Below are 15,032 nucleotides of genomic sequence, written 5' to 3'. Positions count from 1 at the left end.
GGCCCTGGTCAGGAGACCGAGGTGTCCTGTTCGGAAGGTGCACTGCTTTGTTGCTCTACGCCTGCGGGCGGCGTGGCCTTGAGCAAGCCTGCGCCGATGATCAAGGCGGTCAGCGTGAATCCGGCGGAGGCCAGGAAGGCCACGTGGTAGCCGCCGACGAGCGATTCCGCCTCGGTCTTCCCTGCGGCGGTGAGGCTGTTCGTACGCGCACTGACAAAGGCGTTCAGTACGGTCAGGCCAATCGCGCCCCCGATCTGCTGAGTGGTGTTGAACAGTCCGGAGGCGATGCCGGACTCGGCCGGCGTAACGGCGGTCACGCCGAGCCCCATGATGGCTGGCGCGGCCAGGCCGAAGCCCAGCCCCATGAAAAGGCTGGCTGGGAGGAAGTCCACCAGGTAGACGCCATTGACGCGAGCGAACGACAGCATGACGAACGCTCCAAAGATGAGGGTCAGCCCCAGGAGGAGCATCGTGCGATGGCCGAACCTGGTGATGAGCCGGGTCGAGAGGCCGAGGGAGACCGCCGCGATCACCACAGCGATGGGCACGAACGCGATACCGGCCCGCAGCGAGCCGTATCTGAGCACGCGCTGCAGGTAGAGCGTGCCGAAGAACAACAGGCCGAACATGCCGGCGATCGTCAGGAACTGGACGATGTTGGCCGCGGCCAGCCTTCGCGAGCGGAAGAGCCGCAGCGGCGGCAGCGGCTGGGCGGCCGTGGCCTGGCGGACGACAAACCCGATCAGCATCGAGAGGGACAGAGGACCGAGCAGCAGGGTCTGGGGAGTTCCCCAGCCGACCCGCTCCGCGTCCACGATGGTGTACACGAAAAGCATCACGCTGACCGTGCAGCAAGGCTCCCAGGAAGTCGCTGCCCTTGCCTATCCCCTTGCCGCGGTCCTCGGGGAGCGCTCGCACGCCGACCAGAACGAGGGCGGCACCGATCGGTGCGTTGATGAAGAAGATCCAGTGCCAGCTGAGCAGATCGGTGAGGACGCCGCCGAGCAGTGGCCCGACCGCGCCGCCGCCCGCGGAGGCGAAGCTGTAGGCAGCGATGGCCTGGGCCTGCTTGCGACGATCGGAGAACACGGTCGCGACCATGCCGAGGATGCAGGCGGAGGCGACCGCTCCACCGACTCCCTGGAGGAAGCGGGACGCAATCAGCACAGTCTCGCCGGCCGCGACACCGCACAGCACGGAGGCAGCGCTGAAGAGCGCGATTCCCGTGAGGAACACGGCCTTCCGTCCAATCAGATCACCGAGCCGCCCGGCCAGCAGCAGGAGCCCGCCGAACGGAACGACGTAGGCGTTGACCACCCAGACGAGGTTCTCGGAGGAGAATCCAAGGTCGCGCTGCACAGCGGGCAGCGCCACGTTCACGATGTTCTGGTCCAGGACGATCATCATCTGGCCGACACGGCTCCCCCCGGGATCGGTGCGCATGGGCCAGCTAGTGCTGTGACCGGGATGGTCCACCGTGGTCGGAAGGCGGCTCGCGGGACGAGCGCACGCGCAACGGCTGGTATTACTGGGGCATGCAGGAAGAGACGGCACGCTCCGCGATCGACACGTTCATCTCCGCGTTCAACGCCTCGGACGACAGCTATGTGACTGCCCTGCTCTCCCAGGCCCTGACCTCAGACGTGGTCTTCTGGGGGCCGTTGGGTCGCAGCGAAGGAATCGCGGCGGTCGAGCGGTTCGTGCTGGACATCCGGCGCCACCCGGCGGGGACAGGCACGATGGTGCGCTGCTCAGCGGTGGACATGCCTGACGAGTGGGCCCGGTACCAGTGGGTCTTCACCACGCCGGATGGAGGCCCCCGCCTGGCGGGAACGGACGTCGTCCATCTGCGGCGGAGCCTCATCGACCAGGTCATCGTCTTTGCTGGGGAGATCGAGCCGTCCGCCTCCTGAGTCGTCCTTCTGTCGCTGTCCTTCTCGTGAACTTGTCCCTTTCGGCACTCCGGGGCTGCGGTTCGCGGTCGGTCAGGCTGCGGCGTTGAGGGGGCGTCCGCCCCAGCCGATGCCCTTCTCACTGCGGATGCGGGCGCATTCCTTGCGTTGGGCGGCAAGTACGTCGGGGTGGCCGGCGTTGGCATTGCGCCAGCGCAGGTAGCGGTGCAGTGCCTGGGTTTGCGTGGGGTGGCTGCGGTGGTGGGAGTTGGCCAGGGTGAACTGCCGCAGCGGGCCGAAGTGGGCCTCGATCGGGTTGGCCCAGGATGCGTAGGTCGGGGTGAAGCACAGCTCGACCTTGTTCTTCTTCGCCCAGCGGCGGATGTCGGCGCCGGTGTGGGCGGAGAGGTTGTCCAGGATGGTGTAGATCGGGGCGCCGTCGGGTCGGGCGCCGCGGATCGACTTCAGCGCGGCCAGGGTGTTGGCGGTGCCCTTGCGGCGGCGGTTGACGCCCCACAGGCGGTCGTCGCCCACGGAGTAGCAGCCGTGGAAGTAGGTGACGCCGTGGGTGCGGCGGTAGGTCGCCGGCAGCCGGTTTGGCTTGCCCTGCTTCGCCCAGCAGGAGCCTGCGGTGGGCCGGATCCCCAACGGCCCGAACTCGTCGAAGGCGAAGACCCGGTCCGGGAAGCGTCCAGCACCTGCTCGATCCGGTCGAGCTTGGCGTCGCGATGAGGGTCGGGTGATTCCTTCCATGTCTTGGTGCGCTGGAAGGTGATGCCGCGGCGCCGGAGCAGGCACCGTAAGGCTTCACGGCCGATGCGGATGACACGTCCGTGCACTTCCCGCAGGTAGGCGGCGAGTTTGCGGATCGACCAGCGGGTGAAGGGCTGGCCGAGCCTGGTGGGGCGGGTGGTGGCCGTCCGGATGACGAAGTCCTCGTCGTCAGGGGTGAGCAGGCGGGGACGGCCTCCCGCCCACTGAGGGTCCAGGCAGGCCAGGCCGATCTCGTTGAAGCGTTGGATCACGTCGCGCACGGTGTCCTCATCGGCCTGGATCAGCTGGGCGATCACCGGCACCCGGTTCCCGCCCGCCGAAGCGAGCAGCATCATCGCCCGCCGGTAACGCACCGAACTCGTGCTGCCCCGGCGCACGATCTGCTTCAGCTTCTGCCCCTCCTTGTCGGTCAATCTGCGTACACGGACAGGCTCAGCCACCGCGCCTCCAGCGGTCGAATGGACGTCACCGCACATCCAACCGTCACGACCACCAACCCGGCGAACCTACGCGGTCACAGCACCAGCCGTGGCACCGGCCCAGGTGAACAGATCTTCGGGATTGGCGTGGCCGAACGGTCTCTCGAGACTCTGGTGCTCACCGGCACCGAATCCGTCACGCGAGACGGTGAAGTTCATGACTCTCAGCAGTTGATCCACGTGTTTCCTCTTCAGGTCCTGTCGCATCCTCGTGTGGCGAGGCGCCCCACATCATGACGACGAACGGGACGTGGCCGGATCGACAGCGGCCCGTAACTTTTTTCCAAGGCGTGCTGGGCGCGGCAGTTCACGTGCGCCGTTCGGCGGCATCCCGGTACCCAGAGCGCAGCAACGCCCCGGGGTGCTCAGCGACGCACTTCTCGGCAGGACCGGCAGGCCATGGGAGCGTCGCGTCCGTCGCGACGGAAGAATTGGCCACTTCTCTGCACCTCACCCGAACGGGCGGCTGGGGTATTCGGGGGTGCCGAGGCGAGCTGCTAGGAGGCTTCTGGGTGGAGTCCGTATTCGGCCAGCCACCCGAGCAGCTCGTGGCGGGATGCCTCGACAAGGCGCCCTCCTGTGAAGCGAGTGTCGTTGGTGACCTCTGCGACGCACTCGGCAGGGAGGACAAAGGACTGTGCCTCCTCATCTGTAGTGAACTCGGCCTCTGCGAGTACCAAGCCCTGCTAGTGACCGTCGAAGACGTCAACGCCCAAGGGCGGAACGCTGAAACGGGTCTTCGCCAGCAGGGCGGCCGACAGTGAGGCGAGCACGTCGTACTCGGTTGGAGTCAAGTACGTATTCGTGATCAGCCCCTGGATGGCGCCAGGCTGAGAGATGGGGACTTTTGGGGTGAGCTTGAGCTCGCAGCGGCCATCCGAGAAGTCGGCCCGACGCAGCCGCAAGCGCGTTCCTGTCACATACCGGTCGTTGATTACGCGACTGACGGTCACCGCCGACTGCGCTGGCGGCTCGGCCAGCAGGAACCGTCTCTCCCGCTCGACACGTGCGTACTTGCCGGGGTGAACCGCCTGACCTTCAACCCCACCTCTTTTGTCCTCATGAGGACAGCCTCTCAGCGGCGAGGGCGCGGAACCTCAAGGTCAACAGTGGTTCGTCGCCGTGAGCGGATGGCGTCGGCTTGTTTGGTCCGCAGGAACGTCAAAGGGTGCGTCTCACTTCTTCCGGCCCGCAGCCTTCCCCGTAGCGGGTCCCGCCGCTCGGTCCGCGTCCACGTCCTGGTCCGCTGTCGGCAACTCGTTGTGCCCTTCCGACCAGTGATTAGCCCAGCCACAGATCCCACAGGCATAGCGCCCATTCACACCCGAGACCTCCGTGCCGCACCTCCGGCATTCCGTCGTCGTGATCTCCTGCGAGTCCAGAAACGCCACCGGCGGCGTGTGCTGTTCATCGGGCGTCATGACCAGCACCCTATCGACCCGGTCGGCCCGGGGGCGCTCCCGGAGATGGGCCCGCATTGGGGGCAGTACCAGGAGCCGTCCGGAGCTTGCCGTGCTTGGCCTCCGCAGTTCGGGCAGTTCACCGTTGGGCCCCTTTCCCATGGTGCGTTGTCGGCAGGGTTCCAGGATGGCCGAGTTTTTGGGCCGGTAGAAGTGCTTGGGCCCCGCACAGGCCGCCGACCAGTTGGCGGCTGAGATGACGTGGGCCTGCTCCAGTCGGACCTTCGTCGCCAAGCTGCCCACTCCGGACACACCGTGAGTCAGCCGGAATCGGCGTCGTAGCCGAAGGCGACGACGCCCCCGGCCAGTTCGGAGGCGATGGCCGCCCAGAGCTCCCCGCAGCGTGGCGCCGGGGGCCGGGAGCTCGCAGGCCCGCTCGGTCACCAGCGCCCCGATCGCCAACGCGACAGCTCAGCATGCGCGCCGACCACTCCGAGGCCGGACGGGAGCGCTACCCAGGCGTGCCCATCACGGACGCCATCTCCCGCTGACATGCGTTGACGAACTCCTTGTGCATCTCCTCCAGGTCGGCCAGCGTGTCGGCGACCGGCACACCGGAGCGCGCTCGGCGGATGGTGACGCGCGTGGCGGTGAAGTCCACCGGTTCGAGGATCAGGTCAAAGAACTCGCCCTGGTCGCGGGCGAAGGTCGCCCCGAGACTTCGCCCACGCTGGCTTGGTCCGCGAGCAGCGCCCGCATCACCGGCAGCGCGTTCAGCCTCGCCCCTCCTGCCGCCCGGCATTCGACGGCTTCCTCAAGGGCGGTCAGGATTCGTGGACCGTCTGCTCTGCTTTCGTCCGCAAGCACGTGCGCGAGCCCGGTCGCGGCAGCCGCCACGCCGCCAGCGAGCAGGAAGATGTGGTCGACGCCGTTCAGGTCCGCATCGGTGCGCGGCCGCCGACACCACGCGGCCGGCAGGCGAGTCGCGACGGGCCGAGTCCGGCTACTCCGGCAGCCGCAGCCGCTTCTCTGGGGGCTGCGCCTGTACCTGGCGTGCGCGCTCCAGGGACTGCCTGTCGGCTTCGCCCTGACCGAAGCGAAGGCCGACGAGCGTGAGACGCTGCTGAACCTGCTCGACGCCGAACCGGAACTCGTTCCCACCCAGCCGGGACAGATCTTGATTGGCTACAAGAATCACTTCGGCCGCGACTTCGAGTACCAACTGGCCGTGTACGGTCCCGTCTGCTGCGGCCGACCCGCAAGGGTGAACCGGAGCGGGCCGGAGCCGAGCTGTTCAAACCGCTGCGGCAGGTTATCGAGTCGGTCAACGAGACCTTCAAGGGCCGACTCGACCTGCAACGGCACCACGGCCGCACACCCGCCGGCGTCGTCGCCCGCATCATGCAGCGCATGCTCACGCTGACCACCGTCATCCGGCACAACGACCAGCGAGGACAGCCCGTCCTGCGCTCACTGACCGCCTACGACCACTACCCCTTGGGCCCGATCATGTGGTTGGACGGTGCCAGGGTGCGCAGGACGTCGAACTCGTTGCCCTCGGGGTCGGCCATGACCACCCAGCTCCGGCCGGAGCCCTGTCCCACGTCCACTTTGGCGGCGCCGAGGCCGAGCAGCCTGGCCACCTCGTCGTCGGTACTGCCGTCGATCGGGCTGACGTCGAGGTGGAGCCGGTTCTTCACGGTCTTGCCCTCGGGTACCCGGATGAACATCAGGGTGGGCGGCATCTGGCGGGCCCGGACCTCCTCGACGCTCGGCTCCCAGGAGCCGATCTCGACCTTGTCCTCGCTCCCGTCGATCACCTTGAAGTCCAGGACCGCGCACCAGAAGGCCGCGAGCCGCTCCGGATCGTGGCAGTCGACAACCAACTCGGTGAACCTACTCGTCATGGCTCCTCCAGACAGTGCGGACGAGGGCTCAGCCTATGAGGCCGCGCCACCCCGTCCGGCAGACCGCGATTGCCCGGGCTCGTTCTGATTCAGAGGTCCGCCGGCGGGCGTAGAGGAGTTCCTCGGCGAGGATGCGCTGGTATCGCTCGACCTTGCCGTTGTGCCGGGGCGTGTAGGGCTTGGTCCGCTGGTGGCGGGAGGCCCGCGAGATCAGGGAGTACACGAAGGCTGCGGCCCGGTAGTTGGCGCCGTTGTCCGTAACTACGCGAACGGTCCAGTGGATGCCTTGGGCGGTGGAGAACGCGCGGGCGCGGTTGAAGAGGGCCACGGTGGTGGCGGCTTTTCTCGTCGGGGATGTGTTCGCGTAGGCCAGGTGGGAGAACCCCTCGACGGCGGAGTGCAGGTAGACGTACCCGTCCTTGGCCGCCACCCGCCGCCGTCGGGGATGCGTCCGACCTTCTTGACGTCCAGGTGGACCATGTGACCCGGGAAGCGGGCCACGATCCGTTTCGACGGGGGCGGTCGGTGGCCCCATTCGGGTCGAGGAAACGGCGGTGGTTGATGCCCAGGGGCGTCAGCCACCGGCCTGCGGTGCGTTCGCTGATCTGCGCGCCCTGGTCCGCGAGTTCGAGCGCGATCCTGCGGGCGGACCACTTGTTGTCCCGCCGCAGTTGCTCGATCCGTTCGACGAACTCGGGCGGGGTCCGGGTCGGTGAGGAGTACGGGACGCTGGAGCGGTCCCGCAGCCCGACCTCGCCGTACGTGCCAGACCGGTTTTTCCACTTGGACTTGGACAGGCAGGCGCGGGAGACGCCGACCTCGGCGGCGACGTGTGCGATCGGGCGGCTGCGGCAGCGTTCGACGAGCCTTCGGCGTTCCTCGATGTTCAAGGGGGCGTTCGCATGCGTCACTGGAGCACCTCGGTGCTTCGGCCGGCCGCGACCACAGTGCGGAGGGGGAACGCGATGGACAGCGCGACAGCGACCAAGAGCGCGCTCGTCCACAGTGGCCCGAGGTTCCCGACCGCGGTGCTGAGGGTGGTCGCGGCGATAAGGGGGCCGACGGCGGCACCGACGTTGAGCGCGGCGGTCGCATACGAGCCGGCCATTGTGGGGGCTCCTGCCGCCGCATAGAGAACCCGCGTGATCAGCGTGCTGCCCAGCGCGAACGACAGCGTGCCTTGGACGAACACGAGGGCAAACAGAGCGATCGGCTGGTCGGCCAGCACGGCCAGGGCGGGCCAGCCGATGAGCAGCAGCGGACCGCCGACTGCGAGGACCAGGCCGGGGCGCTGGTCGGACAGCCGTCCGGCGACGGTGACACCGGCGAAGGAACCGAAGCCGAAGAGCACCAGCGCGACAGAGATCCACAGCTCGCCCAGCCCGGCGGTGCCGGTCACGACGGGGGCGAGGAAGGTGAAGCTTGCGAAGGTCGCCGCGTTCACCAGCGCGCCGAGCACCATGGCGAGGATCAACCGCGGACTTTTGAGCTGTGCGAGTTCCGCTCGCAAGCTCGGCCCGTCGGCCTCCTCTGCCTTCACCGGACGCACTGGGATTCCCGTGAGGATGCCGATGGCGGCGGGCAGGCAGAGAGCGGCGACGGCCCAGAACGTGGCCCGCCAGCCGAGGAGTGCGCCGAGTACTGATCCGCCTGGGACGCCGGCGATCGTCGCCACGGTGGTGCCTGACAGCAGCACGGCGAGCGCCCGTCCCTTCTTGTCGGCAGGGACCAGCCTGGCGGCAGTCGTCAGAGCGACAGCGAGGAACCCGGCGTTCGCCAGCGCGGCAACTACCCGGGTCGCGAACAGGACCGGGAAGCTCGAAGTGGCAGCGCCCGCGGTGTGGGCTGCCAAGAACACGAGGACGAACCCAAGCAGACTCGACCGTCCAGGCCAGTTGCGGGCAAGTACTGCCATGAGCGGGGCCCCAATGATCATGCCGATCGCGAAGGCCGAGGTGAGTACGCCTGCTGTCCCGACGGTGACGTCGAGGTCTGAGGCGATGTCCGGCAGGAGGCCGGCGAGCATGAACTCCGAGGTGCCCATGGCGAAGACCGCCATGGCAAGCAGGTACAGCGGGAAAGGCATCGAGTGGCTCCGAGGTGAGGAGAGGCACGAGAAGGTCATCTCGTCACCGCGGCCAGCCCCAGGGGCACATTCGTCCGACCGCAGAATGCGGCGCGACGACGGGGCTACGAACTCAGGGGTTCAGGGGGCTGACGGCGTGACCGAAAGCCCCCGCCCTGTCTGACTCAGGACTCGACATGGCCCGCACGCTACCCGACCGATGCTCATCGACGCACCTCGGATTCACCGACGTTGGTCTGTGTCACTAACGTCATGTAGCGCAGCATCTAGTTCGATTTTCGACTCATCGATAGCCTGCGTCACCATGACGCGCGCCTGGATCTTGCCTGTGCTGCTTGTGCTCGTCGGCTCAGCCGTCGCGACTGGGCTGATCTTCGGAGGGAACTCCGGCGCAGCCACAGCACTCCTGCTGATGTTCGTGCTGCTCGCAGGGATGAACTCGCCTCTGATCTTCCCGAGGTCGATCAGTGCGCTGGAGGCACAACGTCGCAGCGCGGTCGACGGCCGGCCGGTCATCTTCTGGCGACCGGGCTGCAAGTACTGCCTGCGACTACGCCTCCGGCTGGGCCGTAGCGCCCGCCAGTTGCATTGGGTGGACATCTGGCGTGACCCGGCTGGAGCCGCAGCGGTGAGGGCAGCCAACGATGGCAACGAGACCGTGCCGACAGTCATCGTGGCGGGCCTACCGCACACCAACCCCGGTCCTGAATGGGTGCGCGAACATCTCTCCCCTTCCCCGTGATCAGAAGCGGGGCCCTATCGGACAGGCGCCCGAAGGCCCCAAAGATCGTCAATCGGTTTGAATGCAGCCAGCGGCCAGACGGAGTACATGGCCCGGTTCAACGGGCTTCCGCGTGACCGCCGGGACCCTGGCGATCGTCGCGATCGTGATTCGGCTCATTCAGCCAGTCGGCGGCTGAAGGGTTTGCAACTGCAGGGCAGAAGGCAAGAGCCGAACTGCACACTGCATCTCTTTCAACCTGAGGAAACAGCTTGGCAGTTGGCCTGACAACTTGGTGAAGTCCCTGGTAGATGGTCCCGCCACAGAACTACTTCGTCCACGACGCCGTCCGACCTATGGGCGCCTGACCAGCTCCTGTTGTGGGGGGACGGAAACCGGCGCGCTGGCCGGCCGCGAACTCAGATCATGCGTCGTAGCGCGGTCTCAACGGCATCGATCAGCGGATCGCCTTCGCTCCGTGGGTGCCGTGCGAGGCCGAGTTCGACGTCCGGCAGGGTGGGCAGGGCGTCCGCGTCGTGGCAGGCCATGGCCGGTTCGAGGTTCGTGGGCAGGAGCGCCGCGACGCCGAGTCCGGCCCGTACCGCGGCGAGCACACCGACCAGGCTGTTGCTTTCGAATGCCACTCGCCAGGGCCGATCGGCACGCTCCAGCGTTTCCAGCACCGACGTGCGCCAGGAGCACGTGTTCGAGAACAACACCACCGGCAGCGGATCGGCAGCCACGTCCACACCCTGGCCGATTGCCCAGACCAGCGGGCGGCGTACCGTCCAGCGCGGCGGTCCGGGAACAGCCGGCACCTCATTGAGCACCAGTTGGACGCGGCCCGCGTCGTAGGCCTCCCGCATCGCGGTGTTGGACATGCTGAGCACCTCCAGGGTTGCGCCTGGGTGCAGCCGGGCAAGGTCGGCGAGGGCCTGCGGAAGCTGGGACGCGGCGAGGTCTTCGAGCAACCCGACGCCGCAGCGGCCGGTAAGCGTCCGCCCGGTTTCGGTGAGTGCCTGTGCGGAGAGCGAGAGGATGCGTTCGGCGTACGGCAGGAGTTCCTCGCCCGCCCGGGTCAGCGAAACACCGGACGGTGATCGGTAAAGCAGCAGACGGCCGATGGCCCTCTCGAGCTTGCGTACCTGCTGGCTGAGCGCGGGCTGGGTTTGTCCGAGCGTGGTCGCGGCGCGGCTGATGCTGCCCGCCTGCACGATGGTGACGAAGGACCGTAGCAATGCGGTTTCAAGATCCCTGGCCATAACGGTTCATTATGTCAGCCCCATCAAATGAACCACTACCTATGGCATGACGGGGGATCTAGCGTCATGCGAGTGACCGGATACCGACAGATACTCGCCGTGCCAGGGATGGCATCGCTGTTGGGTATTTCCTTTCTCGCCCGTACCACGATCACGGCTGTCGTGATGGCGCTGACGATGTATGTCGTGCTGGGCCTGGATATGAGCTACGTGGCAGCCGGCAGTGTCGCGGCGGCTCTGACCGCCGGTCTGGCGCTGGGCGGGCCGTTGCTTGGCCGCATGATCGATCGGCGGGGCCTGCGTACGGTGCTGCTGGTGACTGTCGTAGCGCAGATCGTGTTCTGGCTGAGCGTGCCGATGCTGCCGTACAGGGCCCTACTGGGTGCCGCCTTTGCGGCGGGTCTGCTGATGGTGCCGGCCCAACCGGTGACCAGGCAGGCGATCGCTGCGATGACGACGGCGGAACAGCGCCGGGCCGCGTTCGCGCTGGAGTCGGTGCAGGGCGAGCTGTCGTACATGGTGGGCCCGGCGGTCGTGATCCTCTGCGCCGCGAAGGTGGCCCCCGGTGTGATGGCGTGGGGGCTCGGCGCCGCGATCGTCGCTGGCGGAACCGCGATCGCCTTGCTCAACCCGCCGCTGCGTGCCGAGGACGAGGCCGGTGCGGGCGCGGCCGGACGGCCCCCGCGCCAGGAGTGGCTGGGCGTCGGCATGATTGCCGTACTGACGATGGCGTTCGGTACCACGACGCTGCTCAGCGGCGTCGACCTCGCCATCGTCGCCACGCTCGAAGAGGCAGGTCAGGTGTCCTGGGCCGCCGTGGTCCTAGCCGTGTTCGGCCTGGCCTCCGTCGTCGGCGGGCTGATCTACGGCGCGCTGCCCCGGCCACTGCCCGCGTGGCTGCTGCTCGGCTTTCTCGGGCTCGTGACGATTCCCGCAGGGCTTGCCCACGACTGGCCCTGGTTGTGCGTGGCCGTTGTCGGCACCGGGCTTTTCACCGCACCGACCCTTTCCTCGGTGGCCGACGCGGTGAGCCGACTGGCGCCGGCCAGCGTGCGGGGTGAGGCGACAGGTCTACAATCCTCGGCGCAGAGCGCGGGTTTCGCGCTCGGATCCCCGATCGTCGGGGTGACAATCGACGCCTCCGTGCCTGCGGGCGGCTTCACGGCCGCCGGGCTGGCCGGCCTCACCGCCGCGCTGACTGGATGCCTGCTGTCCCGGCGCCGTCCGTTGCCTCGGCCGCCCACTCCGGTTCGTCGCGAGTCCGCGAGAAGAACAGATGTAACTCATGTTCAGGATACTCGGCGGCAACGACGAAATCACAGCCCTGCTCGCCGAAGAGGCCGGAGGAACCTGGCGTGACTATGCCTCAGGTGACACGGTGACCACGGGCCGTCAGAAGCTGACGGAGTCGCAACTCCCAAATGCGCGAGGTCGCCAGTTTCACACCCCGTCCCCGGCCGCCGGTGGGGCAAGCGCCACGATGGCGCATCGTTCGGCCGGCTCGGGGGGGTTCCGCCTGTCCGGGAACGTACGCAGGGTGGCGGCGCATGCCAGCCGGTGAACGATGTCGGTAAGCCGTGTGCGCGAGAAGCGCCTGCACGGTTTGACGGGCGGTAGCTGGAAACGGAGCCCTCACGGGCCACTGCGCCAGTCCCCGACCCTGCTCAGGGGAACTCGCGGGATGTCGCACATCCGTCAAGGCCACCACTGACCAGTGCGCCCGAAGCGTTCAGGAAACTGAACGCCGTAGCGGTGATCCGTGCTCGGATACTCCTCGGCCCCCCTGCCGTTCAGCCCCGCGCGGCCTGTTCAACGCGACATCCGCGTCGGCCGCATGTCGAGGGACACGCATACCGTCGGATAGGTCTACACCTGCGGGTAGGGTCCTTCGGCATGAGCACAACACCGCCTGACATACGCCGGGCTAGCCCCCGCGCCGCCCTCGGAATCGGGGAGGCCTGCACCGCCGCCGCAGTCGGCGCCGGGTTCACCCCTGCCGCCGGCCAGCGCGGCAGCGCGGACCCGGACAACATCGTCGTCGAGCACTCGGTCGGCCCCCGCCACAGCACCAGGAACCAATCCAGGACCGGAGAGCCATTGCCCCGCGTGTGCACCGGCTGTTCCGCGACCATGGGGAATGAGGCCGCCATGCGGGAGGACTCGCTCTCGACCGCCTGCCCGTTCATCCGCGACAGCCGGGCCAAGCACGCCGCAGCCGCTGTCCAGGCGCTACGGGACGCCGCCCGTGTTCTGGAACGGGGCCGCCGGTGAACACCCCCCGCTGGGTCACCCCGCGCCGCCTCGGCGCCGCCGCCGCGTTCTACAGCGTGTTCGTTGCGGGCTGGTACCTGGGTCAGCCCGTCACCCTCGAATGCCACGTCGACCAGGCCGCCCTCGACCGGATCGCCGAGGAGTACGAAACCGAATCATTCCCCACACCCACTCCGACGCCGACGGCGTACCCGTCACGGTACGACTCGATGTCCCCCCTCCCGCTCGACCCGACACCGGACCCGGCCTACGACCCGCGTGGGGGCGCCACCGCCAGGCTGTCCCAGACGTTCCACTCCTACGCCGTCGACTGCACCAACGACACGAGCGAGCGCCCCCGCATTCGAGCGTGGCTCGAGGGCCACTGGCGGTAGAGAGGTGGTGTGGCGTGGTGTGTCAGCCGACGCGGGCGCCGGCCTCGTGCCGTGCGACACTCCCCGGATGCCTGCCTGGATAACCCTGCGCCGCCTCGGCACCGCCACCACTCTGTACGCCGTGTTCCTGGCCGGGTGGTGGCTGGGCCAGCCCGTGCGCTCCGACGGCTGCCTCGAAGACCGGCTCACCGCCGGGGCGGACGGTCGTCCCGCACCGGTCGAACCGGCCGACCCCAACCGGTACCTCGAAAACCTCAACCTCGACTTCGGTCTCCTCGACTGGGCCGACGACATGGACGGCTACCGCGACGGCGAATACGGCCCCAGCGACTACGGGTACGACCTGCAGGGCGGGTCCGAAACGTACGTCACGTCCGGCGCCGTCTACGCTCCTTGCTCCTACAAGAAGCGCGCCCGCCTGCTCGCGTGGATCAACGGCGACTGGGGCTGACTACACCGTTGCCTGCCTGGGGTATCGAGCTGGCGACCTCGCGTATTTGGGAGTCGCGCCTTCGTCAGCTTGCGACGAAGGCGCGAGGTCGCCAGTTTCATGCCCGTACCACAGCCTGCGGCCACAGGCGTCGAGCTCCTGCACACGGGCCAGCAGAGCAGATCCAGGACAGTTGCGGCTGACAACTGCCAGCGCGCCCCGCTGCGAGGCGTGGACGGCTCAACCTCGACAGGCCGCGTCGTGGAGCCGGTGCAGCAGGCAGAAACGGGCACGGCGGTCGGCGTCGCCGGCCATGGCCGTGCCGAGTCGGCCGAACTGATCGCCGTCGCCGACGACATAGTCCGCCAGCACCCAGAACACGATCGCTTGCTGGAAAGCCACCTGTGAGCGGCGCTCCCACTCAGGCCCGTCGACCGTCGGCCGGACCGTCGACGCCGACGGACAGGGCGGGAACGGCCAGCGGATCCTCTGTGAGGCCTGCCTGGGTGACGGCGAGCGTCATGGCGTACTGCTGCATCTCCGGGAGCAGGTGCGGGCCGAGCCCGGCCAGATAGCGGTCGAATGGCGCCTGCGCCAGCAGCGGCGAGCTTCAAGGCCCTGCGGGGGCACGGCCTGGGGCACCGGTTCAATCTCGAGGACGAGGTGCGGGCCAGCCGCCCAGCTTGCGTCGAGCCTTGCGGTGGTCGCCCGCTCGAGGGCGGTGAGGCCAGCGCCCCAGGTGCGCTCGGGACCGAAACTCAGCCCGTCGAGGTACGGTCGCCACGCGTGGGGAGCGGCACCGTGCGGCTGGTCGGGGCGATACAGGGCGAAGGTGGACTGGACCAGACCGTCCTCGGCCAGGCTGAGTTGCGAATTGGCGTTGACGTTCCAGGAGACGCTCGCGGCCCGACCGAGCCGGGACAGCGGGCGCAGCACTTCCTCGCGCGAGCCCTGGAACTGGTTGCCTTCCACGACCACCACGGTGGTGCCACTGCGCGAGACCGCGATGCGCTGCTTCTCGCCGTCCCAGCCGTCGTTGGTGTCCGACAAGGTGCCGGGGCGGGCCTGGGCGGGATCGCCGCCGAAACATCGGATCACGTCATCTTCGTCGGCCGTGCAGATGGCCGTGAAGGTCGCGGCGATGGACAGGCCGAGGTCGGCGAGGAGGCGGTCATGGCGTGCGGCGGAGTTCATGCCGCCCACTATGACCGTCGGCACTGACACGCCGAGGGAGCCCTGGGCGCCTGCTGCCACGAGGCCCCGGCGGTGTACGCGGCGCGGTTGAGCTTCTTTCGAGAAACCAGCTCAGCGACAGCGGCGCATGCAGCAACATCAGCAAGTACGGCGGCGAGCGTGTGGAGGGCTCGGTCGCGGCCACCATCCGTAGTGATGACGGCCTGCAGCGCATGAAAGGGGACCGCGCGGGGCTGGACCTT

14 protein-coding genes and 4 pseudogenes are annotated in these 15,032 nt (G+C 68.1%); 6 read left to right on the top strand and 12 right to left on the bottom strand.

Annotated features, from left to right (window positions below; translation table 11 throughout):
* Positions 1 to 8: 8 nt before the first annotated feature.
* Positions 9 to 836, bottom strand: coding sequence for an MFS transporter (locus E0500_RS44320; RefSeq protein ID WP_258572999.1), 828 nt, complete (start codon positions 834 to 836; stop codon positions 9 to 11).
* A 109-nt stretch (positions 837 to 945) separates the two neighbouring features.
* A pseudogene (locus tag E0500_RS44315) lies at positions 946 to 1,404 on the bottom strand (MFS transporter); the annotation flags it as partial.
* A 131-nt stretch (positions 1,405 to 1,535) separates the two neighbouring features.
* Between E0500_RS44315 and E0500_RS29305 the strand changes: the two are divergent.
* Positions 1,536 to 1,913 (top strand): hypothetical protein, encoded by a 378-nt coding sequence (locus E0500_RS29305; RefSeq protein WP_030216423.1) that lies wholly within the window; start codon positions 1,536 to 1,538, stop codon positions 1,911 to 1,913.
* Between the two features lie 72 nt (positions 1,914 to 1,985).
* On the opposite strand, the pseudogene E0500_RS29300 reads toward E0500_RS29305, so the two are convergent.
* The 7 genes and pseudogenes from E0500_RS29300 to E0500_RS29270 all read right to left on the bottom strand — a co-directional run bounded on the left by E0500_RS29300 (position 1,986) and on the right by E0500_RS29270 (position 8,538).
* A pseudogene (locus E0500_RS29300) lies at positions 1,986 to 3,106 on the bottom strand (IS630 family transposase).
* Between the two features lie 84 nt (positions 3,107 to 3,190).
* Positions 3,191 to 3,325 (bottom strand): annotated as a pseudogene (locus E0500_RS44310) (deaminase); the annotation flags it as partial.
* 1,731 nt (positions 3,326 to 5,056) lie between these two features.
* Positions 5,057 to 5,206, bottom strand: a complete 150-nt coding sequence (locus tag E0500_RS29290; protein ID WP_165935085.1) for a hypothetical protein — start codon at positions 5,204 to 5,206, stop codon at positions 5,057 to 5,059.
* 342 nt (positions 5,207 to 5,548) lie between these two features.
* Complete coding sequence (locus tag E0500_RS29285; RefSeq protein WP_131566269.1) at positions 5,549 to 5,767, bottom strand: hypothetical protein; 219 nt, start codon at positions 5,765 to 5,767, stop codon at positions 5,549 to 5,551.
* Positions 5,768 to 6,035: 268 nt separating this feature from the next.
* Positions 6,036 to 6,452 (bottom strand): VOC family protein, encoded by a 417-nt coding sequence (locus E0500_RS29280; RefSeq protein WP_131566267.1) that lies wholly within the window; start codon positions 6,450 to 6,452, stop codon positions 6,036 to 6,038.
* Positions 6,453 to 6,513: 61 nt separating this feature from the next.
* Positions 6,514 to 7,363 (bottom strand): annotated as a pseudogene (locus E0500_RS29275) (helix-turn-helix domain-containing protein); the annotation flags it as partial.
* Positions 7,360 to 8,538, bottom strand: a complete 1,179-nt coding sequence (locus E0500_RS29270; RefSeq protein WP_131566264.1) for a Cmx/CmrA family chloramphenicol efflux MFS transporter — start codon at positions 8,536 to 8,538, stop codon at positions 7,360 to 7,362. The gene E0500_RS29270 and the pseudogene E0500_RS29275, both read right to left, overlap by 4 nt.
* A gap of 304 nt (positions 8,539 to 8,842) precedes the next feature.
* Between E0500_RS29270 and E0500_RS29265 the strand changes: the two genes are divergently transcribed.
* Positions 8,843 to 9,280 (top strand): glutaredoxin domain-containing protein, encoded by a 438-nt coding sequence (locus E0500_RS29265; RefSeq protein WP_131566260.1) that lies wholly within the window; start codon positions 8,843 to 8,845, stop codon positions 9,278 to 9,280.
* Positions 9,281 to 9,678: 398 nt separating this feature from the next.
* On the opposite strand, the gene E0500_RS29260 is transcribed toward E0500_RS29265, so the two are convergent.
* The gene (locus E0500_RS29260) at positions 9,679 to 10,521 is read right to left on the bottom strand and encodes a LysR family transcriptional regulator (RefSeq protein ID WP_131566257.1); all 843 of its coding nucleotides are present in this window, start codon (positions 10,519 to 10,521) and stop codon (positions 9,679 to 9,681) included.
* Positions 10,522 to 10,629: 108 nt separating this feature from the next.
* Between E0500_RS29260 and E0500_RS29255 the strand changes: the two genes are divergently transcribed.
* The 4 genes from E0500_RS29255 (at position 10,630) to E0500_RS29240 (ending at position 13,617) form a co-directional block, all read left to right on the top strand.
* The gene (locus E0500_RS29255; RefSeq protein WP_131566254.1) at positions 10,630 to 11,880 is read left to right on the top strand and encodes an MFS transporter; all 1,251 of its coding nucleotides are present in this window, start codon (positions 10,630 to 10,632) and stop codon (positions 11,878 to 11,880) included.
* 534 nt (positions 11,881 to 12,414) lie between these two features.
* The gene (locus E0500_RS29250) at positions 12,415 to 12,792 is read left to right on the top strand and encodes a hypothetical protein (RefSeq protein WP_220140632.1); all 378 of its coding nucleotides are present in this window, start codon (positions 12,415 to 12,417) and stop codon (positions 12,790 to 12,792) included.
* Positions 12,789 to 13,166, top strand: a complete 378-nt coding sequence (locus tag E0500_RS29245; protein ID WP_131566250.1) for a hypothetical protein — start codon at positions 12,789 to 12,791, stop codon at positions 13,164 to 13,166. Before E0500_RS29250 ends, E0500_RS29245 begins: the two co-directional genes overlap by 4 nt.
* Before the next feature lie 67 nt (positions 13,167 to 13,233).
* Positions 13,234 to 13,617 (top strand): hypothetical protein, encoded by a 384-nt coding sequence (locus tag E0500_RS29240; RefSeq protein WP_131566247.1) that lies wholly within the window; start codon positions 13,234 to 13,236, stop codon positions 13,615 to 13,617.
* Positions 13,618 to 13,836: 219 nt separating this feature from the next.
* Here E0500_RS29240 and E0500_RS29235 read toward each other — a convergent pair whose 3' ends face one another.
* Together E0500_RS29235 and E0500_RS29230 are read right to left on the bottom strand one after the other, a co-directional pair.
* Positions 13,837 to 13,998: a hypothetical protein gene (locus E0500_RS29235; RefSeq protein WP_165935084.1), complete on the bottom strand. Its 162-nt coding sequence runs from the start codon at positions 13,996 to 13,998 to the stop codon at positions 13,837 to 13,839.
* A 117-nt stretch (positions 13,999 to 14,115) separates the two neighbouring features.
* Entirely contained in the window at positions 14,116 to 14,790 is a 675-nt protein-coding gene (locus E0500_RS29230) for a DUF6461 domain-containing protein (RefSeq protein ID WP_131566245.1), read from the bottom strand.
* Between the last annotated feature and the right edge of the window lie 242 nt (positions 14,791 to 15,032).

This window comes from Streptomyces sp. KM273126, from assembly GCF_004337435.2.
GTDB lineage: Bacteria > Actinomycetota > Actinomycetes > Streptomycetales > Streptomycetaceae > Streptomyces > Streptomyces acidicola.
The sequence above is the reverse complement of the archived record's forward strand: the minus strand, read 5'-3'. Positions and strand labels throughout refer to the sequence as shown.

Bases quoted from the DNA above. Each gene is read 5' to 3' on its own strand.
- E0500_RS44320 (WP_258572999.1), bottom strand. From the start codon at position 836: ATGCTTTTCGTGTACACCATCGTGGACGCGGAGCGGGTCGGCTGGGGA.
- E0500_RS29305 (WP_030216423.1), top strand. From the start codon at position 1,536: ATGCAGGAAGAGACGGCACGCTCCGCGATCGACACGTTCATCTCCGCG.
- E0500_RS29280 (WP_131566267.1), bottom strand. From the start codon at position 6,452: ATGACGAGTAGGTTCACCGAGTTGGTTGTCGACTGCCACGATCCGGAG.
- E0500_RS29270 (WP_131566264.1), bottom strand. From the start codon at position 8,538: ATGCCTTTCCCGCTGTACCTGCTTGCCATGGCGGTCTTCGCCATGGGC.
- E0500_RS29265 (WP_131566260.1), top strand. From the start codon at position 8,843: ATGACGCGCGCCTGGATCTTGCCTGTGCTGCTTGTGCTCGTCGGCTCA.
- E0500_RS29260 (WP_131566257.1), bottom strand. From the start codon at position 10,521: ATGGCCAGGGATCTTGAAACCGCATTGCTACGGTCCTTCGTCACCATC.
- E0500_RS29255 (WP_131566254.1), top strand. From the start codon at position 10,630: ATGGCATCGCTGTTGGGTATTTCCTTTCTCGCCCGTACCACGATCACG.
- E0500_RS29250 (WP_220140632.1), top strand. From the start codon at position 12,415: ATGAGCACAACACCGCCTGACATACGCCGGGCTAGCCCCCGCGCCGCC.
- E0500_RS29240 (WP_131566247.1), top strand. From the start codon at position 13,234: ATGCCTGCCTGGATAACCCTGCGCCGCCTCGGCACCGCCACCACTCTG.
- E0500_RS29230 (WP_131566245.1), bottom strand. From the start codon at position 14,790: ATGAACTCCGCCGCACGCCATGACCGCCTCCTCGCCGACCTCGGCCTG.